The organism is Piscinibacter sp. PDB1-1 (assembly GCF_056675995.1).
Map to the genome: position 1 here is coordinate 149,692 of NZ_JBWVZJ010000003.1, position 17,182 is coordinate 166,873.

At 63.1% G+C, this 17,182-nt stretch carries 14 protein-coding genes; 1 reads left to right on the plus strand and 13 read right to left on the minus strand.

Annotated features, from left to right (window positions below; translation table 11 throughout):
* The 13 genes from AC1KAR_RS16675 to AC1KAR_RS16735 form a co-directional block, all read right to left on the minus strand.
* A complete protein-coding gene (locus AC1KAR_RS16675; protein ID WP_480319709.1) occupies nucleotides 1-432 on the minus strand; it encodes an ExbD/TolR family protein in 432 nt (143 codons plus the stop codon).
* 13 nt (nucleotides 433-445) lie between these two features.
* The gene (locus AC1KAR_RS16680; RefSeq protein WP_480319711.1) at nucleotides 446-874 is read right to left on the minus strand and encodes an ExbD/TolR family protein; all 429 of its coding nucleotides are present in this window, start codon (nucleotides 872-874) and stop codon (nucleotides 446-448) included.
* A 29-nt stretch (nucleotides 875-903) separates the two neighbouring features.
* Nucleotides 904-1,755 (minus strand): MotA/TolQ/ExbB proton channel family protein, encoded by an 852-nt coding sequence (locus AC1KAR_RS16685; protein ID WP_480319713.1) that lies wholly within the window; start codon nucleotides 1,753-1,755, stop codon nucleotides 904-906.
* Between the two features lie 87 nt (nucleotides 1,756-1,842).
* The gene (locus AC1KAR_RS16690) at nucleotides 1,843-2,493 is read right to left on the minus strand and encodes an energy transducer TonB (protein WP_480319715.1); all 651 of its coding nucleotides are present in this window, start codon (nucleotides 2,491-2,493) and stop codon (nucleotides 1,843-1,845) included.
* Nucleotides 2,494-2,753: 260 nt separating this feature from the next.
* A complete protein-coding gene (locus AC1KAR_RS16695) occupies nucleotides 2,754-5,582 on the minus strand; it encodes a TonB-dependent receptor (protein ID WP_480319718.1) in 2,829 nt (942 codons plus the stop codon).
* Nucleotides 5,583-5,911: 329 nt separating this feature from the next.
* Nucleotides 5,912-7,750: an ABC transporter ATP-binding protein gene (locus tag AC1KAR_RS16700; RefSeq protein ID WP_480319720.1), complete on the minus strand. Its 1,839-nt coding sequence runs from the start codon at nucleotides 7,748-7,750 to the stop codon at nucleotides 5,912-5,914.
* Between the two features lie 17 nt (nucleotides 7,751-7,767).
* Nucleotides 7,768-9,222 carry an ABC transporter permease gene (locus AC1KAR_RS16705; protein ID WP_480319722.1) on the minus strand — a complete coding sequence of 485 codons (1,455 nt, stop codon included), beginning with the start codon at nucleotides 9,220-9,222 and terminating at the stop codon, nucleotides 7,768-7,770.
* 12 nt (nucleotides 9,223-9,234) lie between these two features.
* Complete coding sequence (locus AC1KAR_RS16710) at nucleotides 9,235-10,218, minus strand: ABC transporter permease (protein ID WP_480319724.1); 984 nt, start codon at nucleotides 10,216-10,218, stop codon at nucleotides 9,235-9,237.
* Entirely contained in the window at nucleotides 10,215-12,476 is a 2,262-nt protein-coding gene (locus tag AC1KAR_RS16715; RefSeq protein WP_480319727.1) for an ABC transporter substrate-binding protein, read from the minus strand. The genes AC1KAR_RS16710 and AC1KAR_RS16715 overlap by 4 nt, the downstream gene beginning before the upstream one ends.
* A gap of 179 nt (nucleotides 12,477-12,655) precedes the next feature.
* Entirely contained in the window at nucleotides 12,656-13,528 is an 873-nt protein-coding gene (locus AC1KAR_RS16720; protein ID WP_480319729.1) for an LD-carboxypeptidase, read from the minus strand.
* Between the two features lie 61 nt (nucleotides 13,529-13,589).
* Nucleotides 13,590-14,162: a tRNA adenosine(34) deaminase TadA gene (tadA, locus tag AC1KAR_RS16725; RefSeq protein WP_480319731.1), complete on the minus strand. Its 573-nt coding sequence runs from the start codon at nucleotides 14,160-14,162 to the stop codon at nucleotides 13,590-13,592.
* Nucleotides 14,159-14,398: a hypothetical protein gene (locus tag AC1KAR_RS16730; protein WP_480319733.1), complete on the minus strand. Its 240-nt coding sequence runs from the start codon at nucleotides 14,396-14,398 to the stop codon at nucleotides 14,159-14,161. The genes tadA and AC1KAR_RS16730 overlap by 4 nt, the downstream gene beginning before the upstream one ends.
* Nucleotides 14,399-14,540: 142 nt before the next feature.
* Nucleotides 14,541-15,887 (minus strand): MFS transporter, encoded by a 1,347-nt coding sequence (locus tag AC1KAR_RS16735; protein ID WP_480319735.1) that lies wholly within the window; start codon nucleotides 15,885-15,887, stop codon nucleotides 14,541-14,543.
* A gap of 169 nt (nucleotides 15,888-16,056) precedes the next feature.
* Between AC1KAR_RS16735 and cyoA the strand changes: the two genes are divergently transcribed.
* Complete coding sequence (cyoA, locus tag AC1KAR_RS16740; protein ID WP_480319737.1) at nucleotides 16,057-17,142, plus strand: ubiquinol oxidase subunit II; 1,086 nt, start codon at nucleotides 16,057-16,059, stop codon at nucleotides 17,140-17,142.
* Nucleotides 17,143-17,182: the final 40 nt, after the last annotated feature.

Genomic DNA, 17,182 nt, shown 5'->3' on the forward strand with positions numbered 1-17,182 from the left:
TCACTTGATGAATTGCTCGTTGCCAACAATGCCCAGCTTGGTCACGCCCAGGCGCTGCGCGCTGGCCATCACCGAGGCGACCGATTTGTATTCGACCAGCTTGTTCGGGCGCAGATGCACCTCGGGCTGATCGGGCAAGGCCGCCGTGGCCGCCAGGCGCGATTCGAGTGCAGCGTGATCAGGCACGGTTTCACCGTTCCAGAACACGGTGCCGTCGAAATCGACGTCGATCGTCACCACCACAGGCGGTGCGGTCGGTGGCGGCGGATTTCCGCTCGGCATGTTGAGATTGACCGAGTGCAACTGGATCGGGATCGTGATGATCAGCATGATCAGCAACACCAGCATCACGTCGATCAGTGGCGTGGTGTTCATCTCGACCATCACATCCGGATCGCCACTGCTGCTTCCGGAGCCTACATTCATTCCCATGTGGGCTCCTTCGTCAGCCGCGCGGCGGCGGTTCGGTCACGAAACTGATCTTCTGGATGCCAGCGCGCTGGCATGCGAAGACCACGCGGCCCACGGACTCGTAGCGCGACTTCTCGTCGCCACGGATGTGGATCTCGGGCTGCGGCACGAGAACCGCCACCTTCTTCAGCCGGTCGACCAGCGCGTTGTTGTCTGCCACCGGCATGGCGTTCCAGAACACGTCGCCGTCTTTCGTGACGGAGATCTCGATGTTCTCAGGCTTGGTCTGCCGAACGATGTTGGTTTCCTTGGGCAAGGAAACCGCAGCGTTCTGGACCACGACCGGCACGGTGATCAGGAAGATGATCAGCAGCACCAGCATCACGTCGACGAGCGGCGTGGTGTTGATCGATGCCACCACGTCATCATCGTCGCCGTCTGCGGCTCCGACATTCATGGCCATGGATTGCTCCTAGTGTGTCGGGGCAGCAATCAGCGTGCCGCAGAGCGGCTGCCCAGCAGCACGCCGTGCAGGTCGGCGCCAAAGCTGCGCACGGACTCCATGGCCACCTTGTTGCGGCGAACCAGCCAGTTGTAGCCGAGCACGGCCGGCACAGCCACGGCCAGGCCGATGGCGGTCATGATCAGCGACTCGCCCACGGGGCCCGCCACTTTGTCGATCGAGGCCTGGCCGGCGATGCCGATAGCCGTCAGCGCGTTCAAGATGCCCCACACCGTGCCAAAGAGGCCCACGAAGGGAGCCGTGGACCCGACGGTCGCAAGCACGGCCAAACCATCTTGCAAGCGGCTTTGCACGTTGTCGATCGCGCGCTGCACGCTCATGCCGATCCAGGTGTTGCGGTCGATGTTGGCGGTGAGTTCACCCGCGTGGTCCTTGCCCGCCTCCACGCCGCTTTCTGCGATGAAGTGGAACGCACTGCCGGCCTTGAGTGTCTTGATGCCATCGGAAAGGCTGGCCGACTTGAAGAACGACGCACGCGCCTGCTTGGCTTCGCCGCTCAACTTGACGCTCTCGTAGAGCTTTGTGACCAGGATGTACCAGCTCGCCGCGCTCATGATGACCAGGATGATCAGCGTGCCACGCGCAACCACGTCGCCCTGCGCCCACAGGTGCTTCAGGTCATAGGGGTTCTCCACCGCTTCTTTGCTGACGGTTGCAGCGGGAGCTGCAGCAACGGCCGGTGCCGGTGCCGCTTCGGTGGTCGCGGCAACGGGCGCCTCGGGGGCGGACGCCGGAGCCTGCGCATGCGCAGCGGTGAATGCCAGCGATGCCATCACCACCAGTCCGGCGGCAAACGAGTTGATGTTCTTGATGATTGACATGGTTGTTCCGATCTACTTGTAGGAAGAAGGATAGAAGCGAGGCCACCCTGTTGGAATGCCTCTACGTAGAGCTGGTCGGCTCAAAGATTACTCAAGCTTGTAGCCAAAGGGCACCTGCACGACCACATCCTGGGCTTGCCCTTGACACTTGTACTCGCTGACGATGCGCATGCTGTTGCGCGCAAAGACGGTGTGCGTGGAGCGGATGGTCTTGATGTCCTTGATCTCGCCCGAGGTGGTGAGCGTGAATTGAACGACCGCTTCACCACGCTCCAGCCCCAGGCGAACGGCATCACGCGGATAGCCGGCTTCACCCATCTTGGTGGCGTAGTTGGAGCACACAACCGAGGCCGACACCACGGCGGGCGCGGCGGGGGCAGGTGCAGCAGCCGGCGGAGCCACCGGCGTCATGGTCGTCGGCGCAGGGGGGGGCGTCGGGACGGCCGTGATGGTGGGCGCTACCGGTGGCGGCGCAGCCACCACCACTTCGGGCGGCGGGATGTAAGGCGGCGGCGGTGCCTCTAGCTTGGGAGGCGGCGGCACGACCACTTCAGGCGGCGGCGGAGGCTTGACGGTCTCCTCGATCACCTTGGTCTCGATGGGGGCGCGCACTACTTCCACCACCTTGCGAGCCAGGCCCGACATGAGCCCATAGACAAGCAATGCGTGAAAGAGCACGACGAACACGATGCCTGAGAGATGGCGTCGTGGGTCTCTTTGTTGTTTTGAAAAATCCATACCCTGGGATCTCCAGTCACAAATCGATGGCTGACGGTAGCACGCAGACCTGCCGCTCGTGGCAGCTGGACAGCGTTTGGCCGGGTCGTTGATTATCCAATCGCGCGAAGGTATTGCGCGGGGAAAGCCGTAGCCTTGAAGGCGTTAACGCGAGAGCGCAGCGGGTTGACGCGCGGCCTCGGAAAGCACTTCGAATCCGTCAAGAAAGCAGCGAGAAGGCCTTGCGGCCTTCTCGCTGCGTCATGCTGGAAACCAGCCGATCAGAACAGGCTGAAGTTGTACGTACCGCGCAGGTAGTAAGTGCGGCCGGTCGGATCCGAGAAACGCGGATCGTAGCCAGCTTGGAACACTTGCACCTGGTTGGAGAACGGCGGGTCCTGGTTCGTCACGTTGAGCACGCCGAACGTCAGCAGCAAGCCCTTGGTCGGAGTCCACGACGTGTTCAGGTCGTACGTGTTGTACGCGCTCACGGTGTTCGACGGATCCTGGTCGACGTAATGCGACTTGTAGTGAGCCACAACGCCCACGCCGAACGCGCCGAGGTTCCAGTTCACACCGATGTTGTGCTGCAGGCGGAAGATCGGGGCAATACCGGCCCAGCGACCCACGTTCTGCTGCCAGGGGCTCGACTCGCCTGCTTCCTGGAACTCGTACTCCGTCACATACGTGCCGTTGAACCAGAAGCCGAACATGCCGACATCACCGGCGTTGTAGCGGTAGCTCGCGGACAGGTCGAAGCCGTTGGTGTTCAGGCCACCGAGGTTCGACGTGCGGGTGTCGATGTAGCCGCAGGTGGTGGGATCCGGGCAGGACGAACCGTCGGTAGACAGGTCACCACTCGGGTTGCGGAAGTACAGGTTCCCGTACGCGACCGGATCAGCCAGCACCGTGCCATCGGCGATGTTGCCGATCTGCTGGCGGATCTTGATCCACCAGAAGTCAAGCGCAATGCTCGAATCCTTGACGGGCTCGAAAACGATACCCAACGTGGCGTTCTTGGCCTTCTCAGGCTTCAGGTTGGTGTTGCCGCCGAGCAGCTGCTGGAACTGCACATTGCAGTTCTGGGCCGCCGACTTGCCAGCGATGGGCACACCGCCCGGGCAGTTGATCGGGTCGTTGAACTGACCGGTGTTGGTGTACGTCTGCGCTGCGTAGAGCTCATACAGCGAGGGTGCACGGAAACCCGTCGAGTACGAACCGCGGAACAGCACCTGATCGATCGGCTGGTAGCGGAACGAGACCTTCGGATTGATCGTGTCGCCGAAATCGCTGTAGTTGTCGTAGCGCAGAGCGCCAGTGATCTCGAGCGTCTTGAGCAGCGGGATGTTGATTTCACCGAACGTAGCGTAGACGTCACGTGAACCTTCATTCAAGGTGTTCGGGTCGAAGCCCGTGCTGGCAATCACCTTGGTGGCGAAGTCGACATTACCGGCGTTCGTGAACTTCTCTTTCCGGAACTCAGCGCCAATGGCCAGCGCCGCGGGGCGGCCGGCACCAAACCAGTCACCGAGTTCGGTGCTCGCCACGCCGTCAACCGTATGGACGGTACCCTTCGCCGTCTGCAGGATGCCGTCGAGGCCAGCACCTGCGAGGAGCGCGGTGCCGGCTGCGTCCTGCGGTCCGAACGGGTTGATCACGCCATCGCGAACGCCGGCGGTGATCGTCGGGCCATCGCTATAGCCCGCAAGACCGTTCTCGTACTTGTTCTCGTTGAACATGTAGGCCGCACGGTAGTCCCAGCTGCCGAGCGTACCTTCGGCCGAGAAGACGAGGCGCTTCTGGTCGTTCGTATCGATGTTCGTGCGTTGGCCATGGACCATGTCGCGCCAGCGAACATTCACATAGCCCGTTTGCATACCTGCCGGAAGGGTGGGAACACCGGCTGCATTGTTCGGGCCACCATAGTTCGGGTCGACGCCAATCGTCGGGAAGTAAGGATTGGGCGTGCCATCCGGACGGGTCGGATTCATGCGAAGACCGCCATACGGCACCGGTGCGATCTTGCTGATGACTTCGCTGTGGCTGCCGAAGTACTCCAGGCCCAAGGTCAGCGCATCGCTCACTTTGAGCATGCCCTTCAGCATGCCCGAATAGCGCTCCGACTCAGGGATGTAGTTCACGAAGGATGCCGTGGTGATCTGGCAGCCCGTGTTCGTGGCATCAGGAATCAGGTTGGGCGAGTTGCAACCAGGTGCTGTGGGGTTGTAGCTGTTGCCGGCCTGGAAGTAGTTGGCCGGGAATGTCGTCGGCGACAGGCCACCAGGTTCACGCGTGTTCCAGGGTCGCTGGGTCCCGGTGATCTCGTTCTGCTTCTCGTAGTCGAAGAAGCCGAAGACATTGAAGCCTTGCGTGTTCAGGTCACCAAAGCCTGCACCGATGTTGAAGTTCTTGGTTTCGCCGCCTTCATCTTCGGGCTTCTTGTAGCCTGCGCTCAGCGAAACGCCCGTGAAGTCCTTCTTGGTGATGAAGTTGATCACACCGCCGATGGCGTCGGTACCGTAAAGCGCGGATGCGCCATCACGCAGCACTTCGACGCGGTCGAGTGCAGCCATCGGGATCATGTTCAAGTCGGGAGCCGAGCTGTCGAGCGCGTTGTTCGCGATCCGACGACCGTTCAACAGGATCAGCGTCTTGTTGGCGCCGATACCGCGCAAGTCGGCAAACGATGCGCCGCCGGTGCCCGCACCGACCGATTGGCTGGTGCCAGTGCTCGTCTGCACGGCAGCGATGGAAGCCATGATCTGCTCGACCGACGTCACGCCCTGCTTGCGCAGGTCGTCGCCCTTGATCACGGTCACGGGGACCGATGTTTCAGCATCGATCCGCTTGATCGCCGATCCCGTGATCTCAACGCGGTCCATTTGCTGCTGGGCGTGGCCAGGCAGCGAAGCGATCGCAAGACTTCCTCCGAACGCGAGCATCAAGCCGCGACAGACCTTCGTCTTTCTAAACATTTGATCTCCTGAAACACTGAAAGGTTGATTGATAAAACCCACTCTCACTGCCTGGCGCGTATCGGCTTTTTGAACCGATCGCGCCCGATCCATGAGGACGTGTAAAAAGATTGTCACTGAACCGACATGGTGCACGTCGAGGGTATTTCCCTGTCAGACACACCACTCGTGTCCAGCGCCAGCAGGTCCCCTTGCAGAATTCGCGCCAGCAGGCTCAGTACACCTCGTTTGCCCACGGTGGATGTGCAAAACACCCGGGAATGCGCGGGTGCGCGCCCGCTGGATCTAGGGGAATCACTCTCGGATTTCGTGCCATCGCGCGTTGGCTGGCGGCAACATTCCAGCAATACGGCGTGCTCGGACGAGGCGCGCTCCCGAGTAATCCACTCGGGCAAGCGAAGGACATCGTTCTGTCTCTTGATCACCGCGTCGGCCACCGCTTCTCGCAGCGGCGGCTCGGGCGATCACAGCGCCGCTGTCGGCGTCTCGATTCTCGGAACGGCCGCGAGCAACGTGCGGGTGTAAGCCGACTGCGGGCGATTCAACACATCACCACAGGGCCCCTCCTCCTCGACGCGGCCCCGCTGCATCACCACCACGCGATCGGCGATGTACTCCACGACGCCGATGTTGTGGGTGATGAAAAGGTAGGACATGCCCAATTCGCGTTGCAACTCGAGCAGCAAGTTGAGGATCTGGGCCTGCACCGACACGTCCAGCGCTGAGGTGGGTTCGTCACAGACGATGAGGCTTGGCTTGAGGGCCAGAGCGCGTGCAATGGCAATGCGTTGGCGCTGTCCACCCGAGAACTCGTGCGGGTAGCGCTGCAGAGCATCGCGGCGCAAACCTACGCGATCGACGAGCATCTCGAGCTCGGTGCGCCGCTGCTGGGCATGCATCTCAGGGCGCAGGGCCAGCAGGCCCTCCTCCAGCAGGTCAAACACCCGCATGCGCGGGTTCAAGGACGCGAACGGGTCCTGGAAGATGATCTGAATGGCGCTGCGGGCGTTGCGCAGGGCATCGCCTTGCAGGGTGAACAGATCCTGGCCGCGAAACATCGCCTTGCCTTCGATCACCGCCTGCTGGCGAAGCAACTGCACGATGGCCTTGCCGGTCGTGGTCTTGCCGCAACCCGACTCCCCCACCAGCGCCAATGTCTCGCCCGCAGCGATGGTGAACGAGACGTCGTTGACCGCGTTGAAGTACGTGTGCGTGCGCTGCAAGACACCTTTACGGATCGGGAATCGCACCGACAGGTTCTGCACGTCGAGCAAGGTGTCGCCGATCAGCGGCGGCTTTGGGGCCTCCGCAGCCGCCTCGGGCACGCTGATTCCCGCTGGCGTGGCCCCGTCGCGGTAGAGCAGGCAGCGCACAACGTGTTCGCTGGCGGTGTGGATCAGTTCGGGCTGGGTGGCATGGCACTCGGGCATCACGCGGTCGCAGCGCGGGGCGAAGCGGCAACCGGCGAAGTCTTGCCACAGCGGCGGCACCGTGCCCGCGATGGCAGCGAGCGTGCCGCCTCGCTTGCTCGAATCGGGCAATGCGTTCAGCAGAAGGCGCGCATATGGGTGCTGCGGTGCACGGAAGAATTCATCCGCGGTCGCCACCTCGATGATCTGGCCGGCGTACATCAATGCCACGCGGTCGGCCATGCCCGACACCACGGCCAAGTCATGCGTGATCAGCAGCAGGCCCATGCCCTGCTCTTTCTGCAGGTGCTTGAGCAGGTCGAGGATCTGCTTCTGGATCGTCACGTCCAGCGCGGTGGTCGGTTCGTCGGCCACGAGAAAGTCGGGCTCCGCAGCGAGCGCGATGGCGATCATCACGCGCTGCTTCTGTCCACCGCTGAGGCGGAATGGGTACTCGTCGATTCGGCGTTCCGGCTCGGGGATCCCGACCCTCCCAAGCCACTCGATCGCCTTGGCGCGTGCGGCCGCACCTCTTAGATCGGTATGCGCCTCGATTGCCTCGACGATCTGGTCGCCAACGCGCATGACTGGGTTCAGGCTGGTCGATGGCTCCTGAAACACCATCGAGATTCGCCCCCCCCGCAATCCACGCATGCCCGACTCGGGCAACGCCAACACATCCTCACCTTCGAGCAGGTAGCTGCCCTGCGTGATGCGGCCGTTCTCCGGCAGCAAGCGCATCAGCGCAAGCGCCGTCATGCTCTTACCGCACCCCGATTCGCCCACGAGAGCAAAGGTCTCCCCGCGCGCGATAGATAGTTTCAGCCCGTCGATGGCCTTGATCAGGCCCGAGTCCGAATCGAGCGCCACCTTGAGATCGTCAATTGACAGCATGGCTTCCTCGTGGCGACTCAAGACGCGGCGCCCGGGTGGGCCGCAGGTGCCTTGATCAGGCGGGGACGGAAGTTGCGCGCTCGCGGGTCGAAAGCATCGCGTACTCCATCGGCGAAGAGGTTGGCCGCCAGCACCAACGTCACCATGAAGGCAAAGGCCGCCGCGAATTGCCACCACACCGTGGGGTCGCGGCTCATCTCGCTGCGTGCCAGATTGATCATCCCGCCAAAGCTGCTGGTCGCTGGATCCACGCCCACGCCCACATAGGTCAGCACGGCTTCGTACAGGATGAGGTCCGAAAAGCTCAACACCGCTGTGATCAACACCAGGTGCATGACGTTGGGGAAGATGTGCCGCGCCATGATGCGCGAGTGGCTCACGCCGAAGGCGGTGGCAGCCTGCACGTAGTCCAGCTCACGAAGCTTGAGGGTCTCGGCGCGCACCAGTCGGCACAGGGTGGCCCAACCAGTCAGGCCCAGCACCGCGCACAGCAGCAGCACCTTGAGGTCTGATCGCTCAGCCCCAGTTTCGAACAGCTCGGGGTGCTTGTCGAGGAACACCTGCACCATCAACACGCAGGCAGCAATCAACAGGACGTTGGGCACCGCGGTGAGCGTGGTGTAGATGTACTGGATCACGTCGTCAACCCAGCCCTTGAAGTAGCCGGCCAGGATGCCCAGGACCACTGCGAACGGCAGTGTGGCGAGCGTCGACAACGCGCCGATCACGAAGGCCGTTCGAATGCTCTTGAGCGACAGGTAGAGCACGTCGTTGCCGGTGCGGTCGGTGCCAAACACGTGGTAGTGATTCATCAAGGCACCAATCACACCGCCGACCAGACACAGCACGAACAAGGTGGCCGATGTAGCGCGCAACGGATAGTGGGTGCGATCGGAGGCGATGTCGCGCAGCGCTCCGCAAAAGCTGCCGTGCGAAGGGCGCAGCACCAGAGCCGCGCCGACCAGCAGCACGCCGAACAAGGCGAACCCGCCCACGAGTCCCGAGGCCGCACGCCGCGTCACATCGCCGGCCCATTCAGTTTCAGGTTCCTTCAGATGCGCGCCGCCAAACTTGAGGCGCGGGAATTCGCGTGTCGTGGTGCCGTTGACGCTCACTGATTCCTTGGTGATCCCGACGTAGCCGAGCGGGCGCGAATAGGTGACCTCTCGCATCTCAACCTGGCGCGACATCACCAGATCGAGCAGCGAGATGGTTCGAGTGTCGTAGTAGACGGCGCCGTTGTTCACCGTCGACTCCAGCACGCGCCTGAAGTGCACGCTGTCGAGCGCGGTGATGAGACTGAAGATCGCCAGGACTACGCCCGCGCTCAGTGCCGCCGGATCGTGCATCACCTTCTTCCAGGTGGCCTGCAGGTTGGGTTGGCGAACCACGCGCCACACGTAGAACAGGATGGCCACGAAGATCGCGTACAGCGCGATGTCGGTCCAGAGAAAAACGAACTTGAAGCCCATGTGTCGGATCTCTCAGGCGAGACGGACCCGGGGATCGACCCAGGTGTAGATGATGTCGATGAGCAGGTTGCTCGCGATGTAGAGCACTGCGCCGAGGAAGACCATCGATCTCACGATCGCGAAGTCTTGCCCCGTGATGGCTTCGATGACGAACGTGCCAAGACCTGGAATGCCGAAGAAGCTTTCGAACACAAGACTGCCCAGGAAAACGTAAGGCAGGTAGGCGCCGGCGCTGGTGACGATCGGAATCAGCGCGTTGCGCAGCACGTGGCGGATCAGGACGAGGTGTTCAGCCACGCCCTTGGCGCGCGCGGTGCGAACGTAGTCCTTGCCGATCTCCTCGAGCAGCATGGCGCGGTATAGACGAGCCTCGGTGCCCAGGCGCGCGAGCAACGAGAGCACCACCGGCAGCAGCAGGAACTTCACCGCATCGAGCCCCCCGGCGTAGCCCGAGATGGGGACGAGCTTGAGTACCCGCGCAAAGAAGTACTGCCCGACGATGATGTAGAAAAGGCTTGAAATGGAGAGCATCAGCACGCACAGCACGACACCCCAGAAATCGATGCGTGTATGCCGGAAGAACACGAGCAGCAACGCGAAGGCCGTGCTCACGATGATCTGCAAAATGAAGACCGGCACCGCCAGTTGCAGGCTCACCCCCATGCGCACCTTGATCTCGTGGCCGATGTCCACCGCGCTTCGTGAGTCTGAGCGGCCGAAATTCAGCGCCATCAGCGAGACTGACCGCTCCCAGACGATGGTATCGGTGAGCTTGGACGAGCCCTGCTGCTTGTCGTTCCAGTACAGCGGCTTGTCGTAGCCACGTTCAGCCTTCCACTTCGTGATCTGTTCTTGCGTGACGCGCTTGCCGCCGATGTTCAGGCGTGCCATGTCGTCCGGCGTGTTGACCGTGAAGAAGAGGAAGAAGGTAAAGAGATTGACGCCGATCAGGATCAGCAGGGCATAGCCCAGGCGGCGAAGAAGGTAGCTGATCATGCGTGTGTCGCACCGGTTTTCAGGTCAGGCGCCAAGACCGGCTTGGCCGTGCGTTGCTCGCGTGCCCTGTATCCCCGGCGCGCCACCCACGCGAGTAGAAGCAGCAGCGGCAATGCAGCCAGCACAGGCCACCAGATGGGTGCGTTCCATTGCGCCTGCCGCTGGGCGCGAAGCTTCGGGTCGACACGGTAGTACTTAGCCTGGTCACGCACCACGATGCTCGGCTTGCCGTTGTGCACCCACGACTGGAATGCCACGCCCACGTAGGGGAAGTAGCCCCAGGCCCAGACGGCGTCTTCCTGCGAGATGGCAACCATGCGGTCGATCAGCTTCTGGCGCTCGGGGCCGTCGTCCATCGTCTGCATCTGGCGGTAGAGGCCGTCGTACTCGGCGTTCTCGTAATTGGCGGTGTTCTCGCCCTCGTGCTTGGCCTTGCTGTTGGGGCCGTAGAGCAGGAAGAGGAAATTCTCAGGGTCGGGATAGTCGGCGAGCCAGCCCCACCAGAAGATTTGCTGCTTGCCCTTGAGTACCTTGTCCTGAAACTGGTTGTAGTCGGTCGCGCGTATCTCCAACTGCACACCGAGCTTGGCGAATTGACGCACCATCCAATCGAGTTCGGCTTTGATCTCGGGCGTTGGCGTGCGCTGGTAGTCGTAGTTGAGCACCAGGGGGCGGCCCGTGACGGCGTCGCGCCCCTCGGGGTAACCGGCCTCGGCGATCAGCTTCTTGGCGTCTTCGATGGGGCGCCGAACGATCTGCCCATCGACGACCTTGTGCGTGATCGGGTTCATGCCGGCCAGCGTGCCGTGCCTCGATCCAAAAACGCCCGGCGGCATCACGCTTTCGGCCGCGACGCCACCCTTGCTTCGGAAAATGCGCCCGTAGCCCTCCTCCCAGTCGATGGCGATGGAAAGAGCCTGGCGCAGCTTGCGGTTCTTGATCTGCTGCTCGGGTGTTCCACCCTTGCCCACCACGGGGTCGAGCCAGTTGAAGCCCAGGTACCAGTTGTTGATGTCCGTCGTCACAGGGAAGTTGAAGCCGCGCTCCTCGTAGGCGCGCTTGACCTCGTCGGAGTCCTCCATGTCGACGCGAAAGTCGATTCCCCATTCCGGGCGTTCGATCTCCGGCACATCGAGGTAGCCCTGCTTGAACTTCTCCTTGCGCGGCACCTTCTCCTTCTCGATCGTGGAAACAATGGTGTCGACGAACGGCATCATCTTTCCGCAGTCGTCGAGCAATCCCAGCTCTTTGTCTCCCGGCATGCCCTCGCAGGGGTACGGTTCGCCCCGGTAGTTGGGGTTTCGCTTCATGACGTGACGGCGATCCTGCACGTACTCGGTCATCATGAACGGGCCGGTACCGATCGGCCACTGGTTCATCGACAAGCTGTTGCCTGCCATGCCGGGGCGCGCATAGAACGCGTCGGCCTCCCACGGAACTGGCGAGGTAAAGGTCATCGCCAGCCAGTATTTCCACTGCGGATACTTTCCCTTCAGGCGGATGCGCAGCGTGTACTTGTCGACCGTGCTCACGCCTTCCAGGGGCCATTTGCGGAAATCCAGAAACGGCTTGTCCGGTGCCGATTCCGGTAGGCCGGCGCGCAGCTTGGCGTCTTCAGCGCGAATCAGCTTGCCGTACTCCTTCAAGCCGATAACGTACTCGGAGAAGGTGGCGAATGCGGGCGTCTCGATGCGCGGCGTAGCGTGGCGCTTGAAGGCGTACACATAGTCATCGGCCACCAGTTCGCGCGTTCCGGAGTACTCGAACTCGAACGGAGAACGCTTGTCGCCGAGTTGTTCTCGGGTCAGTTGGTGGTAGCGGTAGTTGCCCTGTGCGTCCTTGGCAAAGGCCGGATGCGGCGCGTACAGGATCCCCGGTTTGATGCGGATGTCGTAGACGCTTTCAGCGATCCGATCGACGGGAGCATCCTGCGGCAAACGCTCGCCTGCGCTGTCGAGGTAATACGGCTGCACGACTTCCTGTGCCGCCTTGGGGATCAACTGGTAAGGCCGCTTCAGGTAGTGGTAGGAGTACAGCGGCTCGTAAATCGAGTAGGTGTACGGAGTTTCCGGATTGCTGTACGACGCCGTGGGATCGAGGTAGCGCGGAGACCGCTCGTCGAATGAATTGAAGAGCGTGTTCTTCGACTCTTCACCCGCCGGGTAGGGGCTGTTGTTGCATGCCGCCAAAGCTGCAACGCAACCCGTCATTGCGACAACGCGCAGCCATACCCTCAGTCGACGCGTGGTTGCGCCCATTCAATCTGTCTCCAGCTCCTGCATCCGCACCGCGCGGATAGGCGATGCGAAGACAACAAACAAAAGCGCCTGCGTCAGCAACCGGCTTGTGCCCGGTGCCGCACGAGGCGAGCGCCGCGGATTCTATGCGCGCCCTTTCACAGGCGCCTCAGGGTATTCAGCCCGAGTTTTAGAGAGGGCTACCAGCCGATCAGCACATCCCGTGCCTGAACGAGCAGCGTCACCTTCGAACCCACGGGAAGCGTGACTTTTGTCGGAACATGACCGAACGGCAGCCCCGTGAGGATGGGCGTCTTGGTGACCGAGCGCAGGTGCTCGATCACTGTCTTGAGCGAGTAACCGCGATCGAGCGGCGACTTGCGGTACTCGGTGAAGGCACCCAGCACGATCGCCTTCTGCGCATCGAGCACACCCGCCTGGTGGAGTTGCAGCAGGCTGCGCTCGATTCGGTAGGGGTGCTCGTTCACGTCTTCCAGGAAGAGGATGCCGCCCTTCACCTTGGGCCAGTGGCGGGTGCCGAGCATGGTGCCCAGCACGCACAGGTTGCCGCCCCACAGCACGCCCTTGGCCTCCAGCCCGTCGAAGCCTGCCTCCGTGCGGAAGCCAACGGCTTCGAGCTCGCCGGTCATGGCCTCGGCAAAGCACGCGGAGGTGACGTCATCCACCGCCTCGCGGCCGAAGTCGTCGCAGGCCAAGGGGCCAGCCCAACTGCGCTGGCCGGTGTGCGCCAGCAAGCCGAGGTGAAGTGCCGTTACGTCGCTGTAGCCGACCCAGCGCGTCCCGTGCTCGGCGCTGCGCCCGAGCAGCTTCCAGTCGATGCGATCGAGCAGGCGGGTGATGCCGTAGCCGCCGCGCGAAGCCAGCGCGACACCGGGCGCGGCCCGGGCCACGCGGTGGATGGCCTCGAGGCGGGTGTCGTCGTCGCCGCCAAAGCGCTGATGGCGCGCCAGCGCCGATTCGTCGAGTTGCACCTCGAAACCCAGGCCGCTCAGCCGCTTGGCCGCCAGCCGCAGCGGCGCGGCCTTCGGCAGCACGCCGGCCGGAGTGAACAAGGTCAGCGTAGGAGCGGCGTGCTCATGGGCGTGATCGTGATCGTGGCCACAGTCAGGGCATTCACGGGGGTGGTGATGATGTCGGCTCAATTTCGAGAACCTCTCCGGTCGGGATGGCGGGCGGCTCCAGGCCGCCGGGCTCGGTGTTGGCGCCGGCGCGGCGCTGGCGATACAACTCGCGCCGCTCGGCGAAGAACTCACGCAGCACCTTGCCGCAATCGTCGGCCAGAAGGCCGCCTTCGATCTGCGTGTGATGGTTGAGTTTGGGCTGCCCGAAGAGATCGACCACCGAACCCGCCGCACCGGTCTTGGGGTCGGTGGCGCCGAACACCACGCGCTTGAAGCGCGCGTGCATCAGCGCCATGGCGCACATGGCGCAAGGTTCGAGCGTCACGTAGAGCTCGCACTCGGGCAGGCGGTAGTTCGACGACAAGGTGGCCGCGTGGCGCAAGGCCACGATCTCGGCGTGCGCCGTCGGGTCGTGCTCGGTGATCGGCCGGTTGTAGCCGGTGGCGATCACCTGCCCATTGCGCATGATCACGGCGCCGACCGGCACCTCGCCCACGAGCCAGGCGTTGTGCGCCTGGTCGAGCGCGATACGCATCGCGTGTTCGTCAGCAGGCGTGAAGCTCATTGCTCGGGCTCCGCCTTGCGCGCACCTTGTTCGAGTGCCTTGTTGACGTCGCGCAGCACCTGCTCTTGCAACTGGCGCGATTGTTCGCGGGGCGTGTTGCCCTGCGGTGCCGCCGCTTCACTGGCAGCCGAAGACACGACGGGCGCCTCGCTCGCGGACTTGAGCTGTCGCGTGGCGAGCATGCCCACGATCGCCAGCACCACGAGCAGCGAAACGACACTGAACAGGATTCTCATGGGGAGTGGTCGGCGGGCAAGCGCACCAGACGTTCGGGGCCAAACGGAGCGTTGACTGTAACTTCGCGCCCCGCCCCGGGCGGCTACCGCTGCGCAGCGGGTCTCAACCGTCTGTCGGTTGAGACACATCGTTTAAATCGCGTTAGCTCGGCTCGGCCGGGTCGTCCCGGGTTTCGACCGCCCGGTTGATCATCAGCGCGGCCAGCGTGCACGCCGCGCCCGAGAGCAGATAGACGCTCACGTAGCCCAACCCGAAGTGCGCTGACAGCCCGAGAGCCACCAGCGGCGCAAAGGCGGCGCCGATCAACCATGCCAAGTCGGACGTGAGCGCGGCCCCCACGTAACGGTACTTCGAGCTGAAGTTCGATGTGACTGTGCCGGCCGCCTGGCCGTACGAGAGCCCGAGCAGCACGAAGCCCACGAGAATGAAGACGTCTTGCCCGAGCTCACCGCCGTCAAGCAGCGTGGGGGCGAACCCGCTGAACACCGCGATCATGATCGCCAGCGCGGCGAGCGTTCGCCGGCGACCGCCCACGCGATCGGCAATCCAGCCCGAAGCGATGATGCCTACCGCGGCCAGCAGGCCACCGATGATCTGGATCACCAGGAAGCCCGTGATCGACTGCTTGGAGAACAGCATGATCCAGGAGAGCGGAAACACCGTCACCACGTGGAAGAGCGCATAGCTCGCGAGCGCCGCGAACGCGCCGATCACGATGTTGGAGCCCTGCTCGCGCACCACCGCCACCACGCTGGTGGGTTGGAGTTCACGCTGGCTGAGTGCCTGTTCGTACTCATGCGTGACCACCAGTCGCAGCCGAGCAAAGAGTGCCACCACGTTGATGGCAAAGGCGACAAAGAACGGGTAACGCCAGCCCCAGCTGAGGAAATCCTCATGGGTCAGGTTGGCATACAGAAAGGCGAAAAGGCCCGAGGCCAGCACGAAACCGACCGGTGCGCCCAGCTGGCCGAGCATGGCGTACCAACCGCGGCGGCGGCTCGGCGCGTTCATGGCCAGCAGCGACGGCAACCCATCCCAGGAGCCGCCAAGCGCCAGCCCCTGGCCAATGCGAAACAGCGACAGCAGCACGATGGCGGCAAAGCCGGCCGTCTGGTAACCGGGCAGGAAACCCATGCCCACCGTGCAGGTACCCAGCAGGAAGAGCGCGACCGTCAGTTTGGTCCCACGCCCCCAACGGCGCTGGATGAGCATCGAGATCGCCGTGCCCACCGGTCGTGCGATGAAGGCGAACGAGAAGACGACGAACGACCACAGGGTGCCGCTGAGCGGGTCGGTGAACGGGAAGAACAGCGGCGGGAAGACCAGCACGCAGGCAATGCCGAAGACGAAGAAGTCGAAGTACTCCGACGCGCGGCCGATGACGACCCCCACCGCGATGTCGCTCGGGGCGACTTCCGTGGAGTGATGCTTGCCTCGCGACTGCGGGGTGCTGGAGGGATCGGCGTGAGGGGGGGCAATGCTCGACATCTGGGCAGGGTCTTGGATCGTGCGCAAGGCCGTCAGGGTGTCACCAACCGGAGTTTGAGCCAATTGGACAAAACGTCCAATCGCCAAATGCGCCCAACAGGATTAAATTTTGCGGCGATCGCCATGGGGGCCATGCTGCCCCTCCGTGCCAGCGCTCTCGTCAACTCGTATGCACCACTTCAAAAAACTCCGTGGCTTTGCCCTGCTTTGCCTGATCGGCTTGCTCGCCGGCTGCAACACCGTGGTGCTCAACCCTTCTGGCGACATTGCCGCTCAACAGGGCAAGCTGGTCGTGGTGTCGACCTTGCTGATGCTGGTCATCATCGTGCCGGTGATCGCGCTCACGCTGTTCTTCGCCTGGAAGTACCGCGCGTCGAACACCCAGGCTGACTACCAGCCTGATTGGGACCACTCCACCCAGCTGGAGCTCGTGATCTGGTCCGCGCCGCTGATCATCATCATCGCGCTCGGTGCCATCACCTGGTTGAGCACGCACACGCTGGACCCCTTCCGCAAGCTGTCGCGGCTCGACGCCCAACGGCCGATCCCGGCCGACGTCAAGCCGCTGGTGATCGAGGTCGTCGCACTCGACTGGAAGTGGCTCTTCCTCTATCCCGAGCAAGGCATTGCCACCGTGAACGAAGTGGCCGCGCCGGTGGACCAGCCGATCCAGTTCAAGATCACGGCCAGCTCGGTGATGAACTCGTTCTACGTCCCGGCGCTGGCCGGCATGATCTATGCCATGCCTGGCATGGAAACCAAGCTCCACGCGGTCATCAACAAGGCCGGCGCGTATGAAGGCTTCTCCAGCAACTACAGCGGCGCAGGCTTCTCCGGGATGCGTTTCACTTTTCATGGTCTGGGCAACCAGGAGTTCCAGGCCTGGGTCGCTCGCAACAAGGCCGAGGGCAAGGCGTTGTCTCGCACCGACTACCTCGAGCTCGAGCGACCGAGCGAGCGCGAACCCGTGCGCCGCTACGCCCAGGTCGACCCGACCCTGTACGGCGCCATCCTCAACCGCTGCGTCGAGGCCGGCAAGATGTGCATGAACGAGATGATGGCCATCGACGCCCAAGGGGGCCTCGGCCGCACCGGCCAGGCCACGCTGGTGACGGCATCACGCTTTCGCGCCGCCGACGACGGCCGCCCCGCGCCCACTGGCGGCAACTGGACCTACGTGCAGGCCCTGCTCTGCACCAGCGACAACCCGGCCGGCGAGCCGCAGCTCGAACTGACGGCAACCCGCCTGCAGTGACCGGCACCCTCGCCCACTCCCCACGCATCACGAGACGCCC